We start from the raw sequence: 23,161 nt of genomic DNA on the forward strand, positions 1-23,161 counted from the left end.
GTATCAGTCACCGGAATCGTTAGCTGACCCACCGCTTTCGCGAGCAAGCCCGCTCCCACATTTGATCTGCAGTGAACCAGAAAACAATCCATCAGAGGTTGAACACACATGGCTGCAAATGACACCACCCCGTTGATCGAAAGGCGTTCGATCGACTACATCCCGGAAGCGGAAAGACACGGTCGTCTATTGAGCCAGTTCACCCTGTGGATGGGCGCCAATCTGCAGATCACTGCGATTGTCACCGGGGCTTTGGCCGTGGTGCTGGGCGGTGATGTGTTCTGGTCGTTGATCGGTTTGCTGATTGGCCAACTGATTGGCGGCGGCGTGATGGCGCTGCATGCGGCGCAAGGGCCCAAGCTGGGCCTGCCGCAGATGATCTCCAGCCGGGTGCAGTTCGGTGTGTATGGCGCGGCTATTCCGATCGTGCTGGTCTGTTTGATGTACCTCGGTTTTACCGCCACCGGCACCGTGCTGTCCGGTCAGGCGCTGGGCCAGTTGTTCGGTGTCAGCGACAGCGTCGGGATCCTGATCTTTGCCAGTGTCATTGTGCTGGTCACGGTGCTGGGTTACCGGGTGATCCATTTCATTGGGCGTGTCGCCAGCGTCATTGGGGTGATTGCCTTTGTCTACCTGTTCAGCCGTCTGATCGGCCAGACCGACGTTGGCGCGCTCCTGCAAATCCGCCACTTCAGCTGGAGCAGCTTCCTGCTGGCGGTGTCGCTCGCGGCCTCCTGGCAGATAGCCTTCGGCCCTTATGTGGCTGACTATTCACGTTATCTGCCGAGCAAGACGTCTTCGGTGAAGACCTTTTTCGCGGCTGGCGCAGGGTCGGTGATTGGGGCGCAGGTGGCGATGACCCTTGGCGTGTTTGCCGCGGCCATGTCCAACGGGCAATTTGCCGGTCACGAAGTGGCCTATATCGTGGGTTTGAGCGGTACCGGTGCCACCGCTGCCCTGCTGTATTTCAGCATCGCGTTCGGCAAGGTCACCATCTCCACGCTCAACTCCTACGGCAGCTTCATGTGCATCGCGACCATCATCAGCGGCTTCCGTGGTCGCCTGGAGGTTACGCGCCTGCAGCGCCTGGTGTTTGTGCTGGTGATTGTCGGCACTGCGACCCTGATCGCGTTGCTCGGTCAGCACTCGTTCCTCGGCGCGTTCAAGTCTTTCATCCTGTTCCTGCTGGCGTTCTTTACGCCATGGAGCGCGATCAACCTGGTCGACTACTACTGCATTACCCGCGAGCGCTATGACGTGCCGGCGCTGGCCGACCCTAACGGTCGCTACGGCCGTTGGAACCTGCTCGGTATCAGCGTGTATGTCTTCGGCGTGCTGGTGCAGTTGCCATTTATCTCCACCAAGTTCTACACCGGTCCCTTGGTGGCTGCGCTGGGTGATGTGGATATCTCCTGGATCATCGGGCTGGTGCTTCCCGCAGCCTTGTACTACGTGTGTGCGAAAAAATGGCACGGCACAGTGCCCGATCAATTGATCCTGCCAGTAGAGCAGGGCGCTACACCAACAACAAACGGGCTGGCTGCACAAGCCTGATGGGACGTGGACAGGGCAGGACGCCTACTGACTGCCGTAATCCATTTCAAGATTGGGAGCGTCACAACAATGAAAATGCATAAGACCCTGTTGGCCACACTGTTCTCTGCGGGCGTGCTGGCGAGCGTTGGCGCCCAGGCGGCGGGCTGGTGCGAATCCGGCAAACCGGTGAAGTTCGCCGGCCTGAACTGGGAAAGCGGCATGTTGCTTACCGACATCCTGCAAACCGTGCTGGAAAAAGGCTACGACTGCAAAACCGATAGCCTGCCGGGCAACTCCATCACCATGGAAAACGCCCTGAGCAGCAACGATATCCAAGTGTTTGCCGAAGAATGGGTCGGCCGCAGCGAGGTCTGGAACAAGGCCGAGAAGGCCGGCAAAGTCGTCGGTGTCGGCGCTCCGATCGTCGGCGCAATTGAAGGCTGGTACGTGCCGCGCTACGTGATCGAAGGCGACGCCAAGCGCAAGCTGGAAGCCAAGGCCCCGGACCTGAAAAACATCGCCGACCTGGCCAAGTACGCCTCGGTGTTCAAGGACCAGGAAGAACCGTCCAAGGGCCGGTTCTATAACTGCCCGGCCGGCTGGACTTGCGAGCTGGACAACAGCGAAATGCTTAAGAGCTACGGCCTGGAAAGTACCTACACCAACTTCCGCCCTGGCACCGGCCCGGCGCTGGATGCGGCGGTGCTGTCGAGCTACAAGCGTGGCGAGCCGATCCTGTTCTATTACTGGTCGCCGACCCCGCTGATGGGCCAGGTCGACCTGGTCAAGCTGGAAGAAAAACCCGGCGTGGATAAAAGCGTGAGCATCAAGGTCGGCCTGTCCAAGACCTTCCACGAGCAGGCCCCGGAACTGGTGGCCGTGCTGGAAAAGGTCAACCTGCCGATCGACCTGCTGAACCAGAACCTGGGGCGTATGGCCAAGGAACGAATTGAGTCGCCGAAACTGGCGAAAATATTCCTCAAGGAACATCCTGAAGTCTGGCACGCCTGGGTGAGCGAAGACGCAGCCAAGAAAATCGACGCGGCCTTGTAGGTCAAGCCTGTCCGGCTACCCTGAGGGGCTAGTCGGACAGCCGGCCACAACCCACTGGATCGAGAGCACGCTATGTTTCCTGAGAGTTTTACGTTTTCCATCGCCGACTGGGTCAACGGTTGGGTGGATTCACTGGTCACCAACTACGGTGATGTGTTCCGGCACATTTCCGACACCCTGCTGTGGGCCATCGTCAATCTGGAAGGGATGCTGCGTGCGGCGCCCTGGTGGTTGATGCTGGCGATCGTCGGCGCGGTTGCCTGGCACGCCACGCGCAAGGTCGTAACCACGGCGGTGATCGTCGGGTTGCTGTTCCTGGTGGGCGCGGTTGGCCTGTGGGACAAGCTGATGCAGACCCTCGCATTGATGATGGTCGCCACCGTGATCTCGGTGTTGATCGGCATTCCGCTGGGCATCCTGTCGGCGCGCAGCAATCGCCTGCGTTCGGTGCTGATGCCGCTGCTCGACATCATGCAAACCATGCCGAGCTTCGTGTACCTGATCCCGGTGTTGATGCTGTTCGGCCTGGGCAAGGTCCCGGCGATTTTCGCCACGGTGATCTACGCCGCGCCGCCGCTGATTCGCCTCACCGACCTGGGCATTCGCCAGGTTGACGGCGAAGTCATGGAAGCCATCAACGCCTTTGGTGCCAACCGCTGGCAGCAACTGTTCGGCGTGCAACTGCCGCTGGCATTGCCCAGCATCATGGCCGGGATCAACCAGACCACGATGATGGCGTTGTCGATGGTGGTCATCGCCTCGATGATCGGCGCCCGTGGCTTGGGTGAGGACGTGCTCGTCGGCATCCAGACCCTCAACGTTGGCCGTGGCCTTGAGGCCGGGCTGGCGATCGTGATTCTCGCAGTGGTCATTGACCGCATTACCCAGGCCTATGGTCGTCCACGGCATGAGGCGAGCAAATGACTACTGTCAGCAAAATCGAAGTTAAAAACGTCTTCAAGATCTTCGGCAACCGATCCAAGGAGGCCTTGGCGATGGTTGGCCAGGGCAAGACCAAGGATCAGGTCCTGGCTGAGACCGGCTGCGTGGTCGGCGTGAATGACCTGTCGCTGAGCATCGGCACCGGCGAGATCTTCGTGATCATGGGCCTGTCGGGTTCCGGAAAATCCACGTTGGTGCGCCACTTCAACCGCCTGATCGACCCTACCAGCGGCGCGATCCTGGTGGACGGCGAAGACATTCTGCAACTGGACATGGAAGCCCTGCGCCAATTCCGTCGGCACAAGATCAGCATGGTGTTCCAGAGCTTCGGCCTGCTGCCGCACAAGAGCGTGCTCGACAACGTCGCCTACGGCCTGAAAGTGCGTGGCGAAACCAAGCAGGTGTGCGCCGAGCGCGCCTTGCACTGGATCGAAACCGTGGGCCTCAAAGGCTACGAAAATAAATACCCGCACCAGCTTTCCGGCGGCATGCGCCAGCGTGTCGGCCTGGCCCGTGCATTGGCGGCTGACACCGACATCATCTTGATGGATGAAGCCTTCAGCGCCCTCGACCCGCTTATCCGCGCCGAGATGCAAGACCAGTTGCTGGAACTGCAAAAGACCTTGCACAAGACCATCGTGTTCATCACCCACGACCTCGACGAAGCCGTACGCATAGGCAACCGCATTGCGATCCTCAAGGACGGCAAGCTGATCCAGGTCGGCACCCCGCGCGAGATTTTGCATTCGCCGGCGGATGAGTATGTGGATCGGTTTGTCCAGCGGCGGGCGGCGGTGGTGTGAGCCAGGTTTTGTGGTGAACCGGCTGGCGCTATCGCAGCGGTGCGACGATTCGACAAGCCAGCTCCCACATTTGACTGGGTTCACGCAGTTCAAATGTGGGAGCGGGCTTGCTCGCGAAGAGGCCGGCAAAGCTGCACAAGAATTAAAGAAGGTATGAAGATGTCCCAGGCAGCAAAAATCATCATCGCCGACGCCCCCCTGCGCTGGCAGGACGTGGTCGCCGTGGCCCGCCACGGCGCCGTGCTCGAACTCTCGGGCCAAGCCTGGGCGCGCATCGACAATGCCCAGGCCATCGTGCAGCGCATCGTTACCAGCGGCGAGCGCGCCTATGGGGTGAACACCGGCCTGGGCGCGCTGTGCAATGTGTCGCTCAAAGGCGAGCAACTCAGCCAGCTGTCGCGCAATACCCTGCTCAGCCATGCCTGTGGCGTCGGCCCGGTGCTCAGCGATGAACAAACGCGCGCGATCATCTGCGCCGCCGTCATCAACTACAGCCACGGCAAGTCCGGCCTGCATCCGCAGGTGGTGCATTCGCTGCTGGCGTTGCTCAACCACGGCATCACACCGCAAGTGCCGTCCCAGGGTTCGGTGGGTTACCTGACCCATATGGCCCACGTCGGCGTGGCCTTGCTGGGTGTTGGCACGGTGAGCTATTGCGGCCAGATAGTGTCGGCGCAAGAAGCCCTGGCTGCTGAAGGTTTGCAGTCGGTGGTGCTTGGCGCCAAAGACGGCCTGTGCCTGGTCAACGGCACGCCATGCATGACCGGGCTGAGCTGCCTGGCCCTGGCCGACGCGCATCACTTGCTGCAATGGGCAGACGTGATCGGCGCCATGAGTTTTGAGGCCCAACGCGGTCAGATCGATGCGTTTGATGAAGAAATCATCGCGCTCAAGCCGCACCCCGGCATGCAACACGTGGGCAGCAACCTGCGCGCCTTGCTTGATGGCAGCGAAGTGATCGCCAGCAGCCGTGGTATTCGCACCCAGGACGCACTGAGCATCCGCTCAATCCCGCAAATCCACGGCGCGGCGCGTGACCAGGTGGAGCACGCCACGCGGCAGATTGAGACTGAACTCAACAGCGCCACCGACAACCCACTGCTGCTCGGCACGCCGGACCACTACCGCGTGGTGTCCCAGGCCAATCCCCACGGCCAATCCGTCGCATTGGCGGCAGACATGCTCGCCATTGCCATGGCCGAAATCGGCTCGGTGGCCGAACGCCGCCTGGACCGCCTGATCAACCCGCATGTCAGTGGCTTGCCGGCGTTCCTGGTCAGCAACCCCGGGGTCAACTCCGGGATGATGATCGTGCAGTACGTCGCCGCCTCGCTGTGCGGGCAAAACCGCCAACTGGCGCAACCGGCGGTGCTCGACAACTTCGTCACCTCGGGCCTGCAGGAAGACCACCTGAGCATGGGCACCAACGCCGCGCTCAAGCTGCACCAAGTGTTGGCCAACGTGACGCAGATCCTTGCCATCGAGTACTTGCTGGCGGCCCAGGCGTTTGAGTTCCTCAAAGACCAGCGTTTCGGTGCAGGCACTGACCGCGCCTGGCGCCTGCTGCGTGAAGTTGTACCTGCTTATGAGCAGGACCGTTGGCTGGCGCCGGACATTGCGAGCGCTGCCCAACTGATCAACGACACCGCTTTCCCTAATTTGCACTGAACACTTTATTCAAAAGAACAATTCACAAGGAGTATGAATGTGACTGCGCTAAACCTGATTCCAGGCCAACTGAGCCTTGCCCAACTGCGGGCCATCTACCAGCAGCCGGTAACCCTCAGCCTGGATGAAAGCGCCACGGCGCAGATCGAAGCCAGCGTTGCCTGCGTGGAGCAGATTCTTGCCGAGAACCGCACCGCCTATGGCATCAACACCGGCTTCGGCCTGCTCGCCTCGACCCGCATCGCCAGCGAAGACTTGGAAAACCTCCAGCGCTCCCTCGTGCTGTCCCACGCCGCCGGTGTGGGTGAGCCGATCAGCGATGCGCTGGTGCGGCTGGTCATGGTGCTCAAGGTCAACAGCCTGAGCCGTGGGTTCTCCGGGATCCGCCGCCAAGTGATCGACGCGCTGATCGCGCTGATCAACGCCGAGGTGTATCCGCATATTCCGTTGAAAGGTTCGGTCGGTGCGTCCGGCGACCTGGCGCCGTTGGCGCACATGTCCCTGGTGCTACTGGGCGAAGGCAAGGCGCGCTACAAGGGCGAATGGCTGGAAGCCACCGACGCGCTGAAAGTCGCCGGCCTCATGCCGTTGACCCTCGCCGCCAAGGAAGGCCTGGCTTTGCTCAACGGCACTCAGGTGTCCACCGCCTATGCCTTGCGTGGGTTGTTTGAAGGCGAAGACCTGTTCGCCGGCGCCCTGGCCTGCGGCGCCCTCACCGTGGAAGCGGTACTCGGTTCGCGCTCGCCGTTCGACGCACGTATTCATGCCGCACGTGGCCAGCGTGGGCAGATCGATTCAGCAGCGGCCTACCGTGACCTGCTGGGCGAAAGCAGCCAGGTTTCGCAGTCGCACCAGAACTGCGACAAGGTGCAGGACCCGTACTCCCTGCGCTGCCAGCCCCAAGTCATGGGCGCTTGCCTGACCCAGTTCCGCCAGGCAGCTGAAGTGCTGGTGGTGGAAGCCAACGCCGTGTCGGATAACCCGCTGGTGTTTGCAGCCGAAGGCGACGTGATCTCGGGCGGCAACTTCCACGCCGAACCTGTTGCTATGGCTGCCGATAATATGGCGCTGGCCATCGCTGAAATCGGTTCGCTGAGCGAGCGGCGTATCTCGTTGATGATGGACAAGCACATGTCGCAATTGCCGCCGTTCCTGGTGGGCAATGGTGGGGTCAACTCCGGCTTCATGATCGCCCAGGTGACTGCCGCCGCACTCGCCAGCGAGAACAAGGCGCTGGCTCACCCGCACAGTGTCGACAGCCTGCCGACTTCTGCCAACCAGGAAGACCATGTGTCCATGGCACCGGCTGCCGGCAAGCGTCTGTGGGAGATGGCTGAGAATACGCGTGGCGTTCTCGCCGTGGAATGGCTGGCAGCCTGCCAGGGCCTGGACCTGCGCGAAGGCCTGAAAACCTCGCCGAAGTTGGAAAAGGCGCGCGGCATTCTGCGCGACAAAGTGGCGTTCTATGACAAGGACCGATTCTTCGCCCCGGACATCAACGCCGCCAGCGAATTGCTCGCCACTCGCTGCCTGAATGAGCTGGTGCCGGCCAATCTCCTGCCGAGCCTGTAACCGCAACACCTTGTAGTGAGCGGGCTTGCCCCGCGCTGGGCTGCGCAGCAGCCCTGAAGTGGCCACCGCATGTCTTCAGACAGAACGCGAGGCAGGTTTTGGGGCTGCTTCGCAGCCCAGCGCGGGGCAAGCCCGCTCACTACAGTTGTCAGGCGCCAGGTTCGGATTTTTCTCAGGATAAAAATAATTAAGGACGAGAAATGCACCAGCAAGAAAAGGGTTTGAAACGCGGGCTCAGCGCCCGACATATTCGCTTCATGGCACTCGGTTCCGCGATTGGTACCGGGCTGTTCTATGGCTCTGCCTCTGCGATCCAGATGGCGGGCCCCGCCGTGCTGCTGGCCTACTTGATCGGCGGCGCCGCCGTGTTCATGGTGATGCGCGCCCTCGGCGAGATGGCCGTGCACAACCCAGTGTCTGGCTCCTTCGGCCAGTACGCCAGCACCTACCTGGGCCCCATGGCCGGGTTTATCCTGGGCTGGACCTATGCCTTTGAAATGATCATCGTGTGCCTGGCCGATGTGACCGCGTTCGGCATCTACATGGGCTTCTGGTTTCCCGAGGTTGCGCGCTGGGTCTGGGTGCTCGGCATCGTGTTTCTGATCGGCGGCCTGAACCTGTGCAACGTCAAAGTGTTTGGCGAAATGGAGTTCTGGCTGTCGCTGCTCAAGGTCGGCGCGATTGTCGCGATGATCCTCGGCGGCTTCGGCATCATGCTGTTCGGCATCCATTCTTCCGGTGAAACCCAGGCCAGCGGCCTCAGCAACCTGTGGGCCCACGGCGGCTTCATGCCTAATGGCATCGGCGGCCTGATCGCCTCGTTCGCAGTGGTGATGTTCGCCTTTGGCGGCATCGAAATCATCGGCATCACCGCCGGCGAAGCCAAGGATCCGCAACGTGTGATCCCCAAGGCGATCAACGCGGTACCGCTGCGCATCCTGTTGTTCTACGTGCTCACCCTGTTTGTGCTGATGGCCATCTACCCGTGGCCGCAGATTGGCAGTCAGGGCAGCCCGTTCGTGCAGATCTTCAGCAACCTGGGGATCGGCTCGGCGGCGACCATCCTCAATATTGTGGTGATTTCGGCGGCAGTCTCGGCCATCAACAGTGACATTTTTGGCGCCGGCCGCATGATGTACGGCCTGGCCCAGCAAGGGCAGGCGCCCAAGGGTTTTGCACAATTGTCCAAGCACGGCGTGCCGTGGATGACCGTGCTGGTGATGGGCGCGGCACTGCTGGGCGGCGTGGTGCTCAACTACCTGATCCCGGAAAACGTGTTTCTGGTGATTGCCTCGATTGCTACCTTCGCCACTGTTTGGGTGTGGCTGATGATCCTGTTCACCCAAGTCGCCATGCGCCGCTCGATGACGAAAGAACAGGTCGCCGAGCTGAAATTCCCGGTGCCGTTCTGGCCCTACGCGCCAGCGGCCGCCATCGTCTTCATGCTGTTCGTGTTTGGCGTGCTGGGTTACTTCCCGGACACCCAGGCCGCCTTGCTGGTCGGTGCCGTGTGGATCGTGTTGCTGGTCGTCGCGTACCTGCTGTGGGTCAAACCTTCGGCAGGGCAAGCGGCCAAGGTCCACTACGACGCGGCTTTGTCTCATCGATAACTTAGGGAGGCGTTGATGAAAACGCTTTGGCAACACTGCCACGTCGCAACCATGGCCCAGGGCAAGTACTCGATCATCGAGGATGCCGCCATGGTGACTGCCGGCTCGCTCATCCAGTGGATCGGCCCCCGCAGCCAAGTACCCACGGCGGATTACGCCCAGGTGCATGACCTGCAAGGCGCGTGGGTCACCCCCGGCCTGATCGACTGCCATACCCACACGGTGTTTGGCGGTAACCGCAGCGGCGAATTCGAGCAGCGCCTCGAAGGCGTGAGCTACGCCGAGATCGCGGCCAAGGGCGGTGGCATTGCCAGCACCGTGCGTGCCACTCGTGCCGCGACCGAGGATGAACTGTTCGCCAGCGCCCACAAGCGCTTGCGCAGTTTGCTGCGCGACGGCGTCACTACGGTAGAGATCAAGTCCGGCTATGGCCTGGACTTGGTCAACGAACGCAAAATGCTGCGGGTCGCCCGTCGCCTCGGCGAAGCGCTGCCGGTCAGCGTGCGTGCCACGTGCCTGGCGGCTCATGCGTTGCCGCCGGAGTACAAGGACCGCGCCGACGACTACATCGACCACATCTGCGCCGAGATGCTGCCGGCCTTGGCGGCAGAAGGGCTGGTAGATGCGGTGGATGCGTTCTGCGAATACCTGGCGTTTTCCACCGAGCAGGTGGAGCGCGTGTTCAAAGTCGCCCAGCAACTTGGCCTGCCGGTGAAGCTGCACGCCGAGCAACTCTCGTCGCTGCACGGCTCCAGCCTGGCTGCGCGTTACCACGCGTTGTCGGCGGACCACCTGGAGTTCATGACCGAAGACGACGCTATCGCCATGGCCGCCTCCGGCACCGTCGCGGTATTGCTGCCAGGCGCGTTCTACTTCCTGCGTGAAACCCAATTGCCGCCCATGGAGGCCCTGCGCAAGCACGGCGTGAAAATTGCCATCGCCAGCGACCTCAACCCCGGCACTTCGCCGGCGCTGTCGGTGCGCTTGATGCTGAATATGGCCTGCACGCTGTTTCGCATGACTCCTGAAGAAGCATTGGCCGGCGCCACGCAACACGCGGCCACCGCATTGGGCATGGGCGACACCCATGGTTCCCTGGAAGCGGGCAAGGTCGCGGATTTTGTTGCCTGGCAGATTGATCGTCCCGCCGACCTGGCTTACTGGCTGGGCGGCGAGCTGGATAAACGCGTCGTGCGCCACGGCGTCGATGTCACCGTATAAGGAGTACTGCTACTGTGGATAAGGTTCTGAACTTCAAACAAGGCCGCGTGCCGCTGCTGATCAGCATGCCCCACGCCGGCCTGCGCCTGACGCCCGCCGTCGAGGCCGGGTTGATCCCCGAGGCGCAAAGCCTGCCGGATACCGATTGGCACATCCCCACGCTTTATGACTTTGCCGAAGAGCTGGGCGCCAGCACCCTGGCGGCGGAGTACTCGCGGTTTGTCATCGATTTGAACCGGCCGTCCGACGACAAACCGTTGTACGCAGGCGCCACCACCGGCCTGTACCCGGCGATGTTGTTTGATGGCGTGCCATTGTTCCGCGAAGGATTGGAACCGAGCGAGGCGGAGCGCGCCAGTTACCTGCAAAAGGTCTGGGGCCCGTATCACCGCACGCTGCAAGAGGAGCTGGCGCGACTCAAGGCCGAGTTCGGCTACGCCTTGCTGTTTGATGCGCACTCGATTCGCTCGGTCATCCCGCACCTGTTCGAAGGCAAGCTGCCGGACTTCAACCTCGGCACGTTCAACGGTGCGGCCTGTGATCCCGATCTGGCCAGCCAGTTGGAAGCCATCTGCGCCCAACATCCGCAATACACCCATGTACTCAATGGCCGTTTCAAGGGCGGGCATATCACTCGGCATTACGGTGATCCGGCGCAGGATATTCACGCCGTGCAGTTGGAGTTGTGCCAAAGCACCTATATGGAGGAGTTCGAACCGTTCCGCTATCGCCCGGATTTGGCCGAGCCGACGCGGGTGGTGTTGAAGCAACTGCTGGAAGGGCTCCTGGCTTGGGGCCAAGCGCATTACCGGTAAATTTTCGGTGTTGCAGCAATAGCCTTACAGTCGCCGCAGTGCAATTGCCGGTCGCCACAGGTCGCGTCAACCAAGGCTTCACTGGGTAGGGTTGTGCATCAAAAACAGCCGAGTGAGCCCTTATCCATGAAAAGACTGTTGTTGACCGTCACCAGCGCCCTATTGATCAGTGCCAACGCCATGGCCGCCGAACCGGCGTCCTGCAAAAACATCCGCATGGGCGTGGTCAGTTGGACTGACGTGGTCGCCACTTCCGGCATGGCGGACGTGCTGCTCAGCGGCCTGGGCTACGACAGCAAACAAACCAGCGCCGTGCAGCAGATCATCTTTGCCGGCATCCGCGACAAGCGCCTGGATATCTTCCTCGGCTACTGGAAGCCGGCGATGGACAACAACATCGCGCCGTTCCTGGCGGCCAAGCAGGTCAAAGTCTTCGGCAAACCCAGCCTCACCGACGCCCAGGCCACCCTGGCCGTGCCGCAATACGTAGCGGATGCCGGCCTGAAGACCTTTGCCGACATTGCTCGCTTCAAGGACAAACTGGGCGGCAAGCTCTATGGCATCGAGCCCGGCAGTGGTGCGAATACCGATATCCAGAAAATGATCGACACCAACCGCTTCGGCCTGGGCGGCTTCAAGCTGATTGCCTCTGGCGAAGCGGGGATGCTGGCGGCGGTGCAGCGCGCGGTGAATCGCAAGGAGTTCGTGGTCTTTGTCGGTTGGACGCCGCACCCGATGAACATCAACATGAAAATGGCTTACCTCACTGGCAGTGAAGATGTGTTCGGCCCCGACGAAGGCCGCGCCACCGTCTCTACCGTCACTGCGCCAGACTTTGCCGAACGTTGCCCCAACGCCAACCGTTTGTTGGCAAACCTCACCTTCACGGCCGCCCAGGAAAGCCAGTTGATGGTGCCGATCATGGAGCGCGAATCGCCCCAGGACGTGGCCCGGCAATGGTTGCGCGATCATCCCGAGGACCTGCAGCGCTGGCTGGTCGGGGTCACGGCGTTTGATGGTTCGGACGCAGTGGCAGCTGTACAAGCCAGCCTGGAGCTTTGAGAACCTGCACCGCTCCCACCGTTTAGGGATATTTGCGCATGTATCCGATTTCTCCACCGCTTGCTGCGTTCGTCGCCAAGACCGAGTCCTTCACCAGCAACGACTCATCGCTGGCGGGCTTGCGCCAGAGTTACCATCGCATGTGCCAAGCCTTCACCCCGCCAAAGCCTGAAGGGCTGCAAGTCTCGGCCTATGCATTGGCCGGTGTAGGCGTTCGCAGTTATCTCCCCGCGTCACCTGCACCGGCTGAGGGCTGGCCGTGCCTTCTATATATACACGGTGGCGGCTGGGTCGTCGGCGGCCTGGATTCCCACGATTTCATCTGCTTCGAACTCGCCAGCGCTCTGCAGGTGTTGGTGATCGCCATCGATTACCGGTTGGCGCCTGAGCACCCTTTTCCGGCAGCTTACGAAGATTGCCGTGCGGTGTGGCAGGCGATCCAGGCGGGGCAGGGCCCGCACGTTATCAATCTGCAACAGCTGGTGGTGATCGGTGACAGCGCAGGCGGCAATCTGGCAGCGGCGTTATGCCTGGGGCTGCGCGATGATCGGCAACCGTTGCCTCTCGCCCAAGTGTTGATCTATCCGGGCCTGGGTGGCCCATCCGACCTGCCGTCGCGCCGCGACTGCATGGACGCCCCGCTGCTCAGCAGCGCCGACGCCGAGGGCTATCTGGCGCTGTACCTGCGGGGCAGTGGCAAGCCGTCGGCCTACGCCATGCCGCTGTTGGCCGAAGATCTCAGCGGTTTGCCCAAGGCATTCATTGCCGTGGCCCAGTTCGACCCACTGCGTGACGACGGCCTGCTCTACGCCGAACGCCTGCAAGCGGCGGGCGTGGCCAGCGTACTTTATCCAGGAAAAGGCCTGGTCCACGGCTGCCTGCGGGCGCGGCGGCAGGCGCCGGAGGTGGATCAGCTCTACGATTGTCTGTTGCAGTACCTGGAGAGAGAAGGGCTGACACAGGTCTAAGCGCGCAAGGACATGCTCATTGCACAATTCGGGTTTATAGTGCCAGACGGCAGAATAAAAGACGTCCCCCCAGGGATGAACCCGACCCCTTACGGAGCGCGCAATGCAGACTTGGTACCCGCAGATCAAACCCTACGCCCGGCACGATCTGGCAGTCGATGACACCCACACGCTGTACGTCGATGAAAGTGGCTCCCCCGAAGGCTTGCCCGTCGTCTTCATCCATGGTGGCCCAGGTGCCGGCTGTGATGCCCAGAGCCGCTGCTATTTCGACCCGAACCTGTACCGCATTGTCACCTTCGACCAGCGTGGCTGCGGGCGCTCCACCCCGCGCGCCAGCCTGGAAAACAACACGACCTGGGACCTGGTCGCCGACCTAGAGCGCATCCGTGAGCATTTGGGCATCGACAAATGGGTGCTGTTCGGTGGTTCCTGGGGCTCGACCCTGGCCCTGGCCTACGCGCAAACCCACCCGGAGCGCGTGCTTGGCCTGATCGTGCGTGGCATATTCCTGGCCCGCCCGCAGGATATCGAATGGTTCTACCAGGCCGGTGCGAGCCGGCTGTTCCCGGATTACTGGCAGGATTACATCGCGCCGATCCCACCGGAAGAGCGCCACGACATGATCGCGGCCTACCATAAGCGCCTCACCGGCAACGACCAGATCGCCCAGATGCACGCGGCCAAAGCCTGGTCCGGCTGGGAAGGGCGCATGCTCGGCCTGTGCCCGAGCCCGCAGCACGTCGAGCGGTTTTCCGAGCCGCAGCGCGCCCTGTCCATTGCGCGGATCGAGTGCCACTACTTCACCAACAACTCCTTCCTGGAGCCTAATCAGCTGATCCGTGATATGCACAAGATCGCTCATCTGCCTGGCGTCATCATTCATGGGCGCTACGATATGATTTGCCCATTGGATAATGCCTGGGAGCTGCACCAGGCCTGGCCCAACAGTGAACTGCAGGTGATTCGCGAGGCCGGTCATGCGGCGTCCGAACCCGGGATCACCGATGCGTTGGTGCGTGCGACCAGCGAAATGGCACGGCGCTTGCTCGACCTGCCGCCAGAAGAAGCATGAAGGGCCTGTTGCAACGGGTGCGTAGCGCCCGCGTAGAGGTGGCGGGCGAAGTCGTCGGCGCAATCGATCAGGGTTTGCTGGTGCTGGTGGCCGTCGAACCTTCAGATACCCCCGAGAGCGCCGATAAATTGCTGCATAAGCTGCTGAACTACCGGGTGTTCAGCGACCATGAAGGCAAGATGAACCTGTCATTGAAGGACATCGGCGGTGGGTTGCTGCTGGTGTCGCAGTTCACCCTGGCGGCGGATACCAAGAGCGGGCTGCGGCCGAGCTTCTCCACAGCGGCCCCGCCGGCCCTGGGAGCGGCGCTTTTTGATCACTTGCTGTTACAAGCGCAACAATTGCATGGCAAGGTGGCGTCGGGGCGTTTTGGCGCCGATATGCAGGTGCATTTGGTCAATGACGGGCCTGTCACCTTCCTCTTGCAGACGTGAATGTATTAAAAACGACTTTTAATGCCTAAAAACGCAGTGTTTCGCTACAAATACTTCGTTATCCCTGATGCGTTGTTTCGCGGCCTACTAGATAATCGCGCGCTACGGGGATCAGCGTTGTTTGGTCCATTTTGACTTAGGTAGAGACTTGTCCGACAACCCATGGGGAATCATTTTGCCCTGAGGGAGTCGGAACAATGCTCGCCAACCTGGCATATAGATAGCTGGCCGTTGGTTTTTTGATCTGTTTTCGGCGAGGGTTGCTCGTGATTGTTAGTCCCTGTAATGCACCAAAATTGTCTGCCAAACGGTTACGAAACGCACTGGTAACGGGCTCTGCCCTGTTTTGCCTGTTCGGCGCGGGTCAACTGTGGGCATTCAGTCTGGATGATGTGTCGGCCAAGGCGAAAGAGCTGGCCGGGCAGAAATACGAAGCTCCGCGCAGCAATCTGCCGAACGAATTCCGCGAAATGAAATTCGCGGACTACCAGAAAATTCGTTTCCGCAACGAAAAAGCCGAGTGGGCCGATCAGAACACCCCGTTCAAGCTGTCCTTCTATCACCAGGGTATGCACTTCGATACACCGGTGAAAATCAATGAAGTCACCGCCGACAGCGTCCAGGAAATCAAATACGACCCGACGCGTTTCGATTTCGGCGACGTGAAGTTTGATCCTAAAGCCACTGAACAGCTGGGTTATGCCGGCTTCCGTGTGCTGTACCCGATCAACAAGGGCGACAAGCAAGACGAAATCATGACCATGCTGGGCGCCAGCTACTTCCGCGTGGTCGGCAAAGGTCAGGCCTATGGCCTGTCTGCCCGCGGCATGGCGATCGACACTGCATTGCCTTCCGGCGAAGAATTCCCGCGTTTCACCGAGTTCTGGATCGAGCGTCCAAAGCCGGGTGAAAAACAGCTGGTGATCTTTGCCCTGCTGGACTCGCCACGGGCAACCGGCGCTTATCGCCTGATCCTGCGTCCGGGCACCGACACCATTGTCGATGTGAAATCCCAGATGTTCCTGCGCGACAAGGTCAGCAAGCTGGGCGTTGCCCCGTTGACCAGCATGTACCTGTTCGGCGCGAACCAGCCGTCCAAAGTGCTCAACTACCGTCGTGAGCTCCACGATTCCAGCGGCCTGTCGATCCATGCCGGTAACGGCGAGTGGATCTGGCGCCCACTGAACAACCCTAAACACCTGTCGGTCAGCAACTTCACCGTCGAGAACCCGAAAGGTTTCGGCCTGCTGCAACGTGGTCGCGACTTCAGCCACTACGAAGACCTTGACGATAACTACGACAAGCGCCCAAGCGCCTGGATCGAGCCTGAGGGCGACTGGGGCAAAGGCACCGTCAACCTGGTAGAGATTCCGACTGCCGATGAAACCAACGACAACATCGTTGCGTTCTGGAGCCCTGCGGAACTGCCGGAAGTCGGCAAGCCGCTGGACGTTTCCTACCGCCTGCACTGGACCATGGACGAAAAAGCCTTGCACCCGGCCGACAGCGCCTGGGTCAAGCAGACCCTGCGTTCCACCGGTGACGTGAAGCAATCCAACCTGATCCGCCAGCCGGATGGCAGCGTGGCGTACCTGGTGGACTTCGAGGGCCCGTCCCTCAAGGCTTTGCCGTCGGATGCCGCGGTTCGCAGCCAAGTCAGTGTCAGCGACAACGCCGAACTGGTTGAAAACAGCGTGCGCTACAACGAACACACCAAAGGCTGGCGTCTGACCCTGCGCATGAAGATCAAGGACGCAGGCAAGCCGACCGAAATGCGTGCAGCGCTGGTGCAGGATGTTGCCCCGCCTGCCCCTGAGCAGGACTCGAGCCACGTGCTCAAGGCCGACAAGGTCCTGGCCAAGCAACACGAGAAACAGGCCAAGAAAGACGCGAAAGACAAGGAAGCCAAGCAGCCAGAAGCTGCCCCAGCCACACCGGAGCCGATCAAGACAGAACAAGTCCTGACCGAAACCTGGAGCTATCAGTTGCCTGCCGATGAGTAATTCTCAAGCCACGCCCGAGACTCTGTCCGAGTACCTGGCGCATCTACCGATGACCGCTGAGCAGCGCGCCGAACTGGCGGGCTGCACATCCTTCACCGAGTTGCACGAGCGCTTGTCATCGTCGACGTTCGACGCGCCCATCGACGCCGCCCAGGCGTCGGTTGGCCGCCGGTTGACCCTCAACACTGCCGAAGAGCTGCAAGACGCCGAAATGCTGGCGCTCGACGCCAGCGGTCGCGTGTGCCTCAAGGCCACGCCGCCGATCCGTCGTACCCGTGTGGTGCCGGAGCCGTGGCGCACCAATATCCTGGTGCGCGGCTGGCGCCGTATCACCGGCCGCAGCAATCCTCCGACACCGCCGAAGGATGAACGCGTACTGCCGGCCGCCCGCTGGCGTACCGTCGGTTCGATCCGCCGTTACATCCTGCTGGTGCTGATGCTCGGCCAAACCATCGTGGCCGGCTGGTACATGAAAGGCATCATGCCTTACCAGGGCTGGTCGCTCGTTGACTTCGACGAGATCCGCAACCAGACCCTGCTGCAAACCGCTACCCAGGTGCTGCCTTACGCCCTGCAAACCAGCATCCTGATCATGTTCGGGATCTTGTTCTGCTGGGTGTCGGCCGGTTTCTGGACCGCGTTGATGGGCTTCCTGGAACTGCTCACTGGCCACGATAAATACCGCATCTCCGGTAAAAGTGCCGGTGATGAGCCGATTCCGAAAGACGCCCGCACCGCGCTGGTGATGCCGATCTGCAACGAAGACGTGCCCCGGGTATTTGCCGGTCTGCGCGCTACGTTCGAGTCGGTCGCCGCCACCGGTGACCTGGATCGCTTCGACTTCTTCGTGCTCAGCGACAGTAATGACGCCGACATCTGCATCGCCGAACAGCAAGCCTGGCTCGACGTGTGCCGCGAAGCCGGTGGTTTCGGCAAGATCTTCTATCGCCGTCGCCGCCGTCGCGTAAAGCGCAAGAGCGGCAACCTCGACGACTTCTGCCGTCGTTGGGGCGGTGACTACAAATACATGGTCGTGCTTGACGCTGATAGCGTGATGAGCGGCGAATGCCTGACCAGCCTGGTGCGCTTGATGGAAGCCACGCCGGATGCCGGGATTATCCAGACCGCGCCACGTGCGTCGGGCATGGACACCCTGTATGCGCGCATGCAGCAGTTCGCTACCCGTGTTTATGGCCCGCTGTTCACCGCCGGCCTGCACTTCTGGCAGTTGGGTGAATCCCACTACTGGGGTCACAACGCGATCATCCGCATGAAGCCGTTTATCGAGCACTGCGCCTTGGCGCCATTGCCAGGTAAGGGCGCGTTCGCCGGTTCGATTCTGTCCCATGACTTCGTTGAAGCAGCGCTGATGCGCCGTGCCGGCTGGGGCGTGTGGATTGCCTACGACCTGCCGGGCAGCTACGAAGAACTGCCGCCGAACCTGCTGGACGAACTCAAACGTGACCGTCGCTGGTGCCACGGTAACCTGATGAACTTCCGCCTGTTCCTGGTTAAAGGCATGCACCCGGTGCACCGCGCGGTGTTCCTGACCGGCGTGATGTCCTACCTGTCGGCGCCGTTGTGGTTCCTGTTCCTGGTGTTGTCCACGGCGCTGCTGGCGGTGAACACGCTGATGGAGCCGCAGTACTTCATGGCGCCACGCCAGTTGTACCCGCTGTGGCCGCAATGGCATCCGGACAAGGCGGTGGCGTTGTTCTCCACCACCATCGTGCTGCTGTTCCTGCCCAAGCTGCTGAGCATCATTTTGATCTGGGCCAAGGGCGCGAAAGAGTTCGGTGGCAAGTTCAAGGTGACGATGTCGATGCTGCTGGAGATGCTGTTCTCCATGCTGCTGGCGCCGGTGCGGATGATTTTTCACACCCGTTTCGTGCTTGCCGCGTTCCTCGGCTGGGCCGCGACATGGAACTCGCCCAAGCGTGATGACGACTCGACCACCTGGGGTGAAGCATTTAAACGCCACGGTACGCAGACCTTGCTCGGCTTCCTCTGGGCCCTGCTGGTGGTGTGGTTGAATCCAAGCTTCCTGTGGTGGCTGGTGCCGATCGTCGGCTCGTTGATGCTGTCGATTCCGGTGTCGGTGATTTCTAGTCGGGTCAACCTGGGCCTCAAGTCCCGCGACGAGAGCCTGTTCCTGATCCCTGAGGAATACAATCCGCCGCAGGCGTTGCTGTCGACCGAGCAGTACACCCACGAAAACCGTTGGCACGCGCTGAACGACGGCTTTGTGCGCTCGGTGGTTGATCCACAGCAAAACGCCCTGGCGTGTGCCCTGGCGACCTCGCGTCACCGTGAGGCCGAGCCGATTGAGTACCTGCGTATCGAGCGTGTGCGTCATGCGTTGAAAGTCGGCCCAGCCGGCCTTAACAACGGCGAACGCGTGGCATTGCTCAGCGACCCGGTAGCCCTGGCTCGCCTGCACGAGCAGGTGTGGAGCGAAGGCCATGCCGAGTGGCTCGCCGCCTGGCGGGACTCGATCAAGGCCGATCCGCACGCGCCGTTGCTACCCCTGCAACCGCTGTCGTCCCAGGCCCAACCGGCCTGATTCAGACGCCCCCGAGGGCTCACCTCGGGGGCGTTCGAAGCGCTGCTCCTACAGCGTTTCCAAGCTTTTCCCTCTCTCGTCAACCTCCTGTTATTTCGAAACAAAAGACCCTCGTCCGAGGCGTATTGCCGTGCCCGTGGCTGAGTTAGCATCGCCCCCCGGATTTGACTCGGCCACTGGGGTATTCATGAGCAAAGGCTATTGTTCGACGCTGCTGATAGGCGCTGTCGCATTGATTCACATAGGCCTGGCACAGGCAGGCGCGATTGACGACGCGGTTCGACGCGGTGTGCTGAAAGTCGGCACCACGCCCACTTACATGCCCTTTGAAATGACCGACAAACAAGGGCGCATCGTCGGTTTTGAAATCGACCTGCTCAAGGTCATGAGCCAAGCCTTGGGGGTTGATCTTGAATTGGTTGCAGTGCCTTACAACGAGTTGGTGGAGGGGTTGCAGGCGAAAAAATTCGACCTGATCGGCAGCGGTATGACCGTCACTCAGGAACGCAACATTAAGCTGAACTTCAGCGATTCGTTCATCGTGGTCGGGCAGTCAGTGTTGTTGCATCCACGTCTCATGGGCAAGGTCGCCAGTGTCGAAGACCTGGACGACGCCAGCTACCGAATCGCTACCGCCGAAGGCACCACCGGCGAGTCAGCGGCGCGACGGTTTCTGGGGGCGGCCCGGCTCAGCAGTTTTGTAACGCCGGAAGAGGGCGTGCGCCAAGTGGTGCAAGGCAAGGCCGATGCCTTTATTCATGACGCACCCTACAACCTCCTCGCCTTGAGTCGCCCGGAAAACAGCGCGCTGCTGGCGCTTGAGCAACCCTTCACCTTTGAGCCCCTGGCATTCGGCTTGAAGAAAGGCGATTTCGATAGCCTCAACTGGATCAACCACTTCCTCAACCAGGTTGCCCAGGATGGGACCTACGATCGCTTGCACGACAAGTGGTTTAAGGAAACGGCCTGGATGGCGGAAATCGACTGAAAGTCATAACTCTTTACACATCAATCCGTTACTGCTGCGCTCTGCCCAAGTGTCTATGTGTGCACTTTGCCGTAGCGTTGCGGGGCTTTTCCGACATACGCCGATAACAAATAGCCGTGAAACCTTTGTGGCGGGAGGCGAGTGGGTTAGGATCGCACCCCGAAATGGTGCAGCCCTTTTGCGCGCCGACCTTACAAGATTCGTTCAGGGGACTTGATGATGAAGAAGTATCTTTCGATGCTGCTGCTTGGCGTCACCGCGCTGGTCGCGGCCAACGCGGCCCAGGCCGGCGCAATCGATGATGCGGTCAAGCGCGGTACGCTGAAAGTCGGCATGGACCCGACCTACATGCCGTTCGAAATGACCGACAAGCGCGGTGAAATCATCGGCTTCGAAGTCGACATCCTCAAGGCCATGGCCAAGTCCATGGGCGTCAAGCTGGAGCTGGTATCCACTGGCTATGACGGCATCATCCCGGCCTTCCTGACCGGCAAGTTCGACATGATCGGCAGCGGCATGACCCTGACCCAGGAACGCAACCTGCGCCTGAACTTCAGCGAACCCTTCATCGTGGTCGGCCAGACCCTGCTGATTCGCAAGGAGCTGGAAGGCACCATCAAGTCCTACAAAGACCTGAACGACGAGAAATACCGCCTGACCTCCAAGCTGGGTACCACGGGCGAGATGGTCGCCAAGAAGCTGATCTCCAAGGCCAAGTACCACGGCTACGACAACGAGCAGGAAGGCGTGCTGGACGTGGTCAACGGCAAGGCCGATGCCTTTGTGTATGACGCACCGTACAACGTGGTTGCCGAGAAGAAAGTCGGTAACGGCAAGCTGGTGTTCCTCGAAGACCCGTTCACCTTCGAACCCCTGGCGTTTGGCCTGAAAAAAGGCGACTACGACAGCATCAACTTCATCAACAACTTCCTGCACCAGATCCGCAACGACGGCACCTACGATCGTATCCATGACAAGTGGTTCAAGAGCTCCGACTGGCTCAAGGATATGGAATAAGGTCTCAAGACCGAGTTGCCTGCATCGCAGGCAAGCCAGCTCCCACATTTAACGGTGTTCACAAATCAAAATGTGGGAGCGGGCTTGCCCGCGATGACGGCCTGCCAGGCGATACACACCCCCGGAAAGTGAAATGAAACAGAAAAAAGCCCAATGGCCCTGGCACCTGCTGACCGTGGTCGTGCTGGTCGGCCTGGCTGGCGCCTTGTACTACGCCACCTCGCTGATGTCCTACGAGTGGCGTTGGAACCGCGTGCCGCAATACTTCGTCTACCAGGCTGAGACGTCCCAGCGTGCCGCCGACATCTCCACGGTTGTCGAGTTGGTGCGCAAAGGCGATGTGGCTGAAGTGACCCTGCGCAGCGACGCGGGTGCCGAGCAAAAGCTGACCGTTGCCGACAACAGCCTGCAAGTGGCGCGTGGCGACGATGTGGCCGAAGGCGACGTGGTGGGCGTGACTCGGCATTGGGCGTTGGGCCCGTTGATGTGGGGGTTGTGGACCACGCTGTGGCTGTCGGTGGTATCCGGCATCCTCGGGCTGGCGATCGGGCTGGCGACCGGCTTGTGCCGGCTCTCCAATAACCCGACCCTGCGCGATCTGTCGACGATCTACGTCGAACTGGTGCGCGGCACGCCGCTGTTGGTGCAAATCTTCATTTTCTATTTCTTTATCGGCACGGTACTCAACCTGTCCCGGGAATTCGCCGGGATCGCCGCGCTGTCGCTGTTCACTGGCGCGTATGTGGCGGAAATCGTGCGCGCTGGCGTGCAGTCCATCACCCGTGGCCAGAACGAAGCCGCTCGCTCCCTGGGCCTGAGCGCCAGCCAGTCGATGCGCCATGTGGTATTGCCGCAGGCGTTCAAGCGCGTGCTGCCGCCGTTGGCCGGGCAATTTATCAGCCTGGTAAAGGACACTTCCCTGGTGTCGGTGATCGCGATTACCGAACTGCTCAAGAGCGGCCGCGAGGTGATCACCACTTCGTTCTCGCCGTTTGAAATCCTGTTCTGCGTCGCAGGCCTGTACCTGCTGATCAACCTGCCGCTGTCGAAAATCGCCAGTCGGCTTGAGCGGAGGCTCGCGCAAAGTGATTGAAGTCCGCGATCTGGTAAAAGTCTTCGACACCCGCGGCCAAGTGGTGCGCGCGGTGGACCACGTCACCACCCAGGTGGCCAAGGGCGAAGTGCTGGTGGTGATCGGCCCGTCGGGCTCCGGCAAGTCGACCTTCCTGCGTTGCCTTAATGGCCTTGAGGAGTTCGACTCCGGCTCGGTCAGCATCGACGGCCTGCAACTGGCTGATCCGAAAACCGACGTCAACGCCTACCGCCGTGAAGTTGGCATGGTGTTCCAGCACTTCAACCTGTTCCCTCACATGACTGTGCTGGAAAACCTGTGCCTGGCGCAGAAAGTCGTGCGCAAGCGCGGCAAGCAGGAGCGTGAGGCCAAGGCCCTGGCGCTGCTGGAGAAGGTCGGTATCGCGCAAAAGGCCAATGAATTTCCATCCCGCTTGTCCGGGGGCCAGCAACAGCGGGTCGCGATTGCCCGAGCCCTGGCGATGGAGCCCAAGGTGATGCTCTTTGATGAGCCCACTTCCGCGCTCGACCCGGAAATGGTCGGCGAGGTGCTGGACGTGATGAAGACCCTGGCCCTGGAAGGCATGACCATGGTCTGCGTCACCCACGAAATGGGCTTTGCCCGTGAAGTGGCCGACCGCGTGCTGTTTTTCGACCATGGCAAGTTGTTGGAAGACGCGGCCCCGGCCGAGTTCTTCGCTGCGCCCAAAGACCCAAGGGCCCAGGCGTTCCTGCGCCAAGTCCTCTGATGTCGCACGCC

General features: G+C 60.9%; 19 protein-coding genes. All 19 read left to right on the forward strand.

Annotated elements, in window-relative coordinates:
* Positions 1-108 precede the first annotated feature (108 nt).
* Positions 109-1,554 (forward strand): purine-cytosine permease family protein, encoded by a 1,446-nt coding sequence (locus BFP95_RS23715; protein ID WP_065875761.1) that lies wholly within the window; start codon positions 109-111, stop codon positions 1,552-1,554.
* Between the two features lie 69 nt (positions 1,555-1,623).
* Positions 1,624-2,589, forward strand: a complete 966-nt coding sequence (locus BFP95_RS23720; protein WP_065875760.1) for an ABC transporter substrate-binding protein — start codon at positions 1,624-1,626, stop codon at positions 2,587-2,589.
* Positions 2,590-2,661: 72 nt separating this feature from the next.
* A complete protein-coding gene (locus tag BFP95_RS23725; RefSeq protein WP_049710445.1) occupies positions 2,662-3,513 on the forward strand; it encodes an ABC transporter permease in 852 nt (283 codons plus the stop codon).
* Positions 3,510-4,334, forward strand: coding sequence for a quaternary amine ABC transporter ATP-binding protein (locus BFP95_RS23730; protein ID WP_017138612.1), 825 nt, complete (start codon positions 3,510-3,512; stop codon positions 4,332-4,334). The genes BFP95_RS23725 and BFP95_RS23730 overlap by 4 nt, the downstream gene beginning before the upstream one ends.
* 159 nt (positions 4,335-4,493) lie before the next feature.
* Positions 4,494-6,002 carry an HAL/PAL/TAL family ammonia-lyase gene (hutH, locus tag BFP95_RS23735; RefSeq protein WP_065910823.1) on the forward strand — a complete coding sequence of 503 codons (1,509 nt, stop codon included), beginning with the start codon at positions 4,494-4,496 and terminating at the stop codon, positions 6,000-6,002.
* A 33-nt stretch (positions 6,003-6,035) separates the two neighbouring features.
* Positions 6,036-7,574: a histidine ammonia-lyase gene (gene hutH, locus BFP95_RS23740; protein ID WP_139115327.1), complete on the forward strand. Its 1,539-nt coding sequence runs from the start codon at positions 6,036-6,038 to the stop codon at positions 7,572-7,574.
* A 200-nt stretch (positions 7,575-7,774) separates the two neighbouring features.
* Entirely contained in the window at positions 7,775-9,184 is a 1,410-nt protein-coding gene (locus BFP95_RS23745) for an amino acid permease (protein WP_065910800.1), read from the forward strand.
* A 15-nt stretch (positions 9,185-9,199) separates the two neighbouring features.
* Complete coding sequence (gene hutI / locus BFP95_RS23750; protein ID WP_065875758.1) at positions 9,200-10,405, forward strand: imidazolonepropionase; 1,206 nt, start codon at positions 9,200-9,202, stop codon at positions 10,403-10,405.
* A 14-nt stretch (positions 10,406-10,419) separates the two neighbouring features.
* Positions 10,420-11,220 carry an N-formylglutamate deformylase gene (gene hutG, locus BFP95_RS23755; protein WP_065910801.1) on the forward strand — a complete coding sequence of 267 codons (801 nt, stop codon included), beginning with the start codon at positions 10,420-10,422 and terminating at the stop codon, positions 11,218-11,220.
* A gap of 126 nt (positions 11,221-11,346) precedes the next feature.
* Positions 11,347-12,282 (forward strand): choline ABC transporter substrate-binding protein, encoded by a 936-nt coding sequence (locus BFP95_RS23760; RefSeq protein ID WP_065910802.1) that lies wholly within the window; start codon positions 11,347-11,349, stop codon positions 12,280-12,282.
* A gap of 38 nt (positions 12,283-12,320) precedes the next feature.
* A complete protein-coding gene (locus BFP95_RS23765) occupies positions 12,321-13,250 on the forward strand; it encodes an alpha/beta hydrolase (protein ID WP_065875755.1) in 930 nt (309 codons plus the stop codon).
* Positions 13,251-13,353: 103 nt separating this feature from the next.
* Positions 13,354-14,325, forward strand: coding sequence for a prolyl aminopeptidase (pip, locus tag BFP95_RS23770; protein ID WP_049710438.1), 972 nt, complete (start codon positions 13,354-13,356; stop codon positions 14,323-14,325).
* On the forward strand, positions 14,322-14,759 hold the full coding sequence (dtd, locus tag BFP95_RS23775; RefSeq protein WP_065875754.1) for a D-aminoacyl-tRNA deacylase: 438 nt from the start codon (positions 14,322-14,324) through the stop codon (positions 14,757-14,759). Before pip ends, dtd begins: the two co-directional genes overlap by 4 nt.
* Positions 14,760-15,025: 266 nt before the next feature.
* Positions 15,026-16,762 (forward strand): glucan biosynthesis protein G, encoded by a 1,737-nt coding sequence (locus BFP95_RS23780; protein ID WP_065875909.1) that lies wholly within the window; start codon positions 15,026-15,028, stop codon positions 16,760-16,762.
* On the forward strand, positions 16,755-19,325 hold the full coding sequence (mdoH, locus tag BFP95_RS23785) for a glucans biosynthesis glucosyltransferase MdoH (protein WP_065875753.1): 2,571 nt from the start codon (positions 16,755-16,757) through the stop codon (positions 19,323-19,325). Before BFP95_RS23780 ends, mdoH begins: the two co-directional genes overlap by 8 nt.
* Before the next feature lie 187 nt (positions 19,326-19,512).
* Positions 19,513-20,313, forward strand: a complete 801-nt coding sequence (locus BFP95_RS23790; protein ID WP_065910803.1) for a transporter substrate-binding domain-containing protein — start codon at positions 19,513-19,515, stop codon at positions 20,311-20,313.
* 219 nt (positions 20,314-20,532) lie between these two features.
* On the forward strand, positions 20,533-21,330 hold the full coding sequence (locus tag BFP95_RS23795; RefSeq protein WP_065910804.1) for a transporter substrate-binding domain-containing protein: 798 nt from the start codon (positions 20,533-20,535) through the stop codon (positions 21,328-21,330).
* A gap of 133 nt (positions 21,331-21,463) precedes the next feature.
* Positions 21,464-22,423, forward strand: coding sequence for an amino acid ABC transporter permease (locus BFP95_RS23800; protein ID WP_065879817.1), 960 nt, complete (start codon positions 21,464-21,466; stop codon positions 22,421-22,423).
* Positions 22,416-23,150 (forward strand): amino acid ABC transporter ATP-binding protein, encoded by a 735-nt coding sequence (locus BFP95_RS23805; RefSeq protein WP_049710432.1) that lies wholly within the window; start codon positions 22,416-22,418, stop codon positions 23,148-23,150. The genes BFP95_RS23800 and BFP95_RS23805 overlap by 8 nt, the downstream gene beginning before the upstream one ends.
* Positions 23,151-23,161: the final 11 nt, after the last annotated feature.

The organism is Pseudomonas sp. 58 R 12, assembly GCF_900005865.1.
In the GTDB taxonomy this organism is placed as follows: Bacteria; Pseudomonadota; Gammaproteobacteria; order Pseudomonadales; family Pseudomonadaceae; genus Aquipseudomonas; species Aquipseudomonas tritici.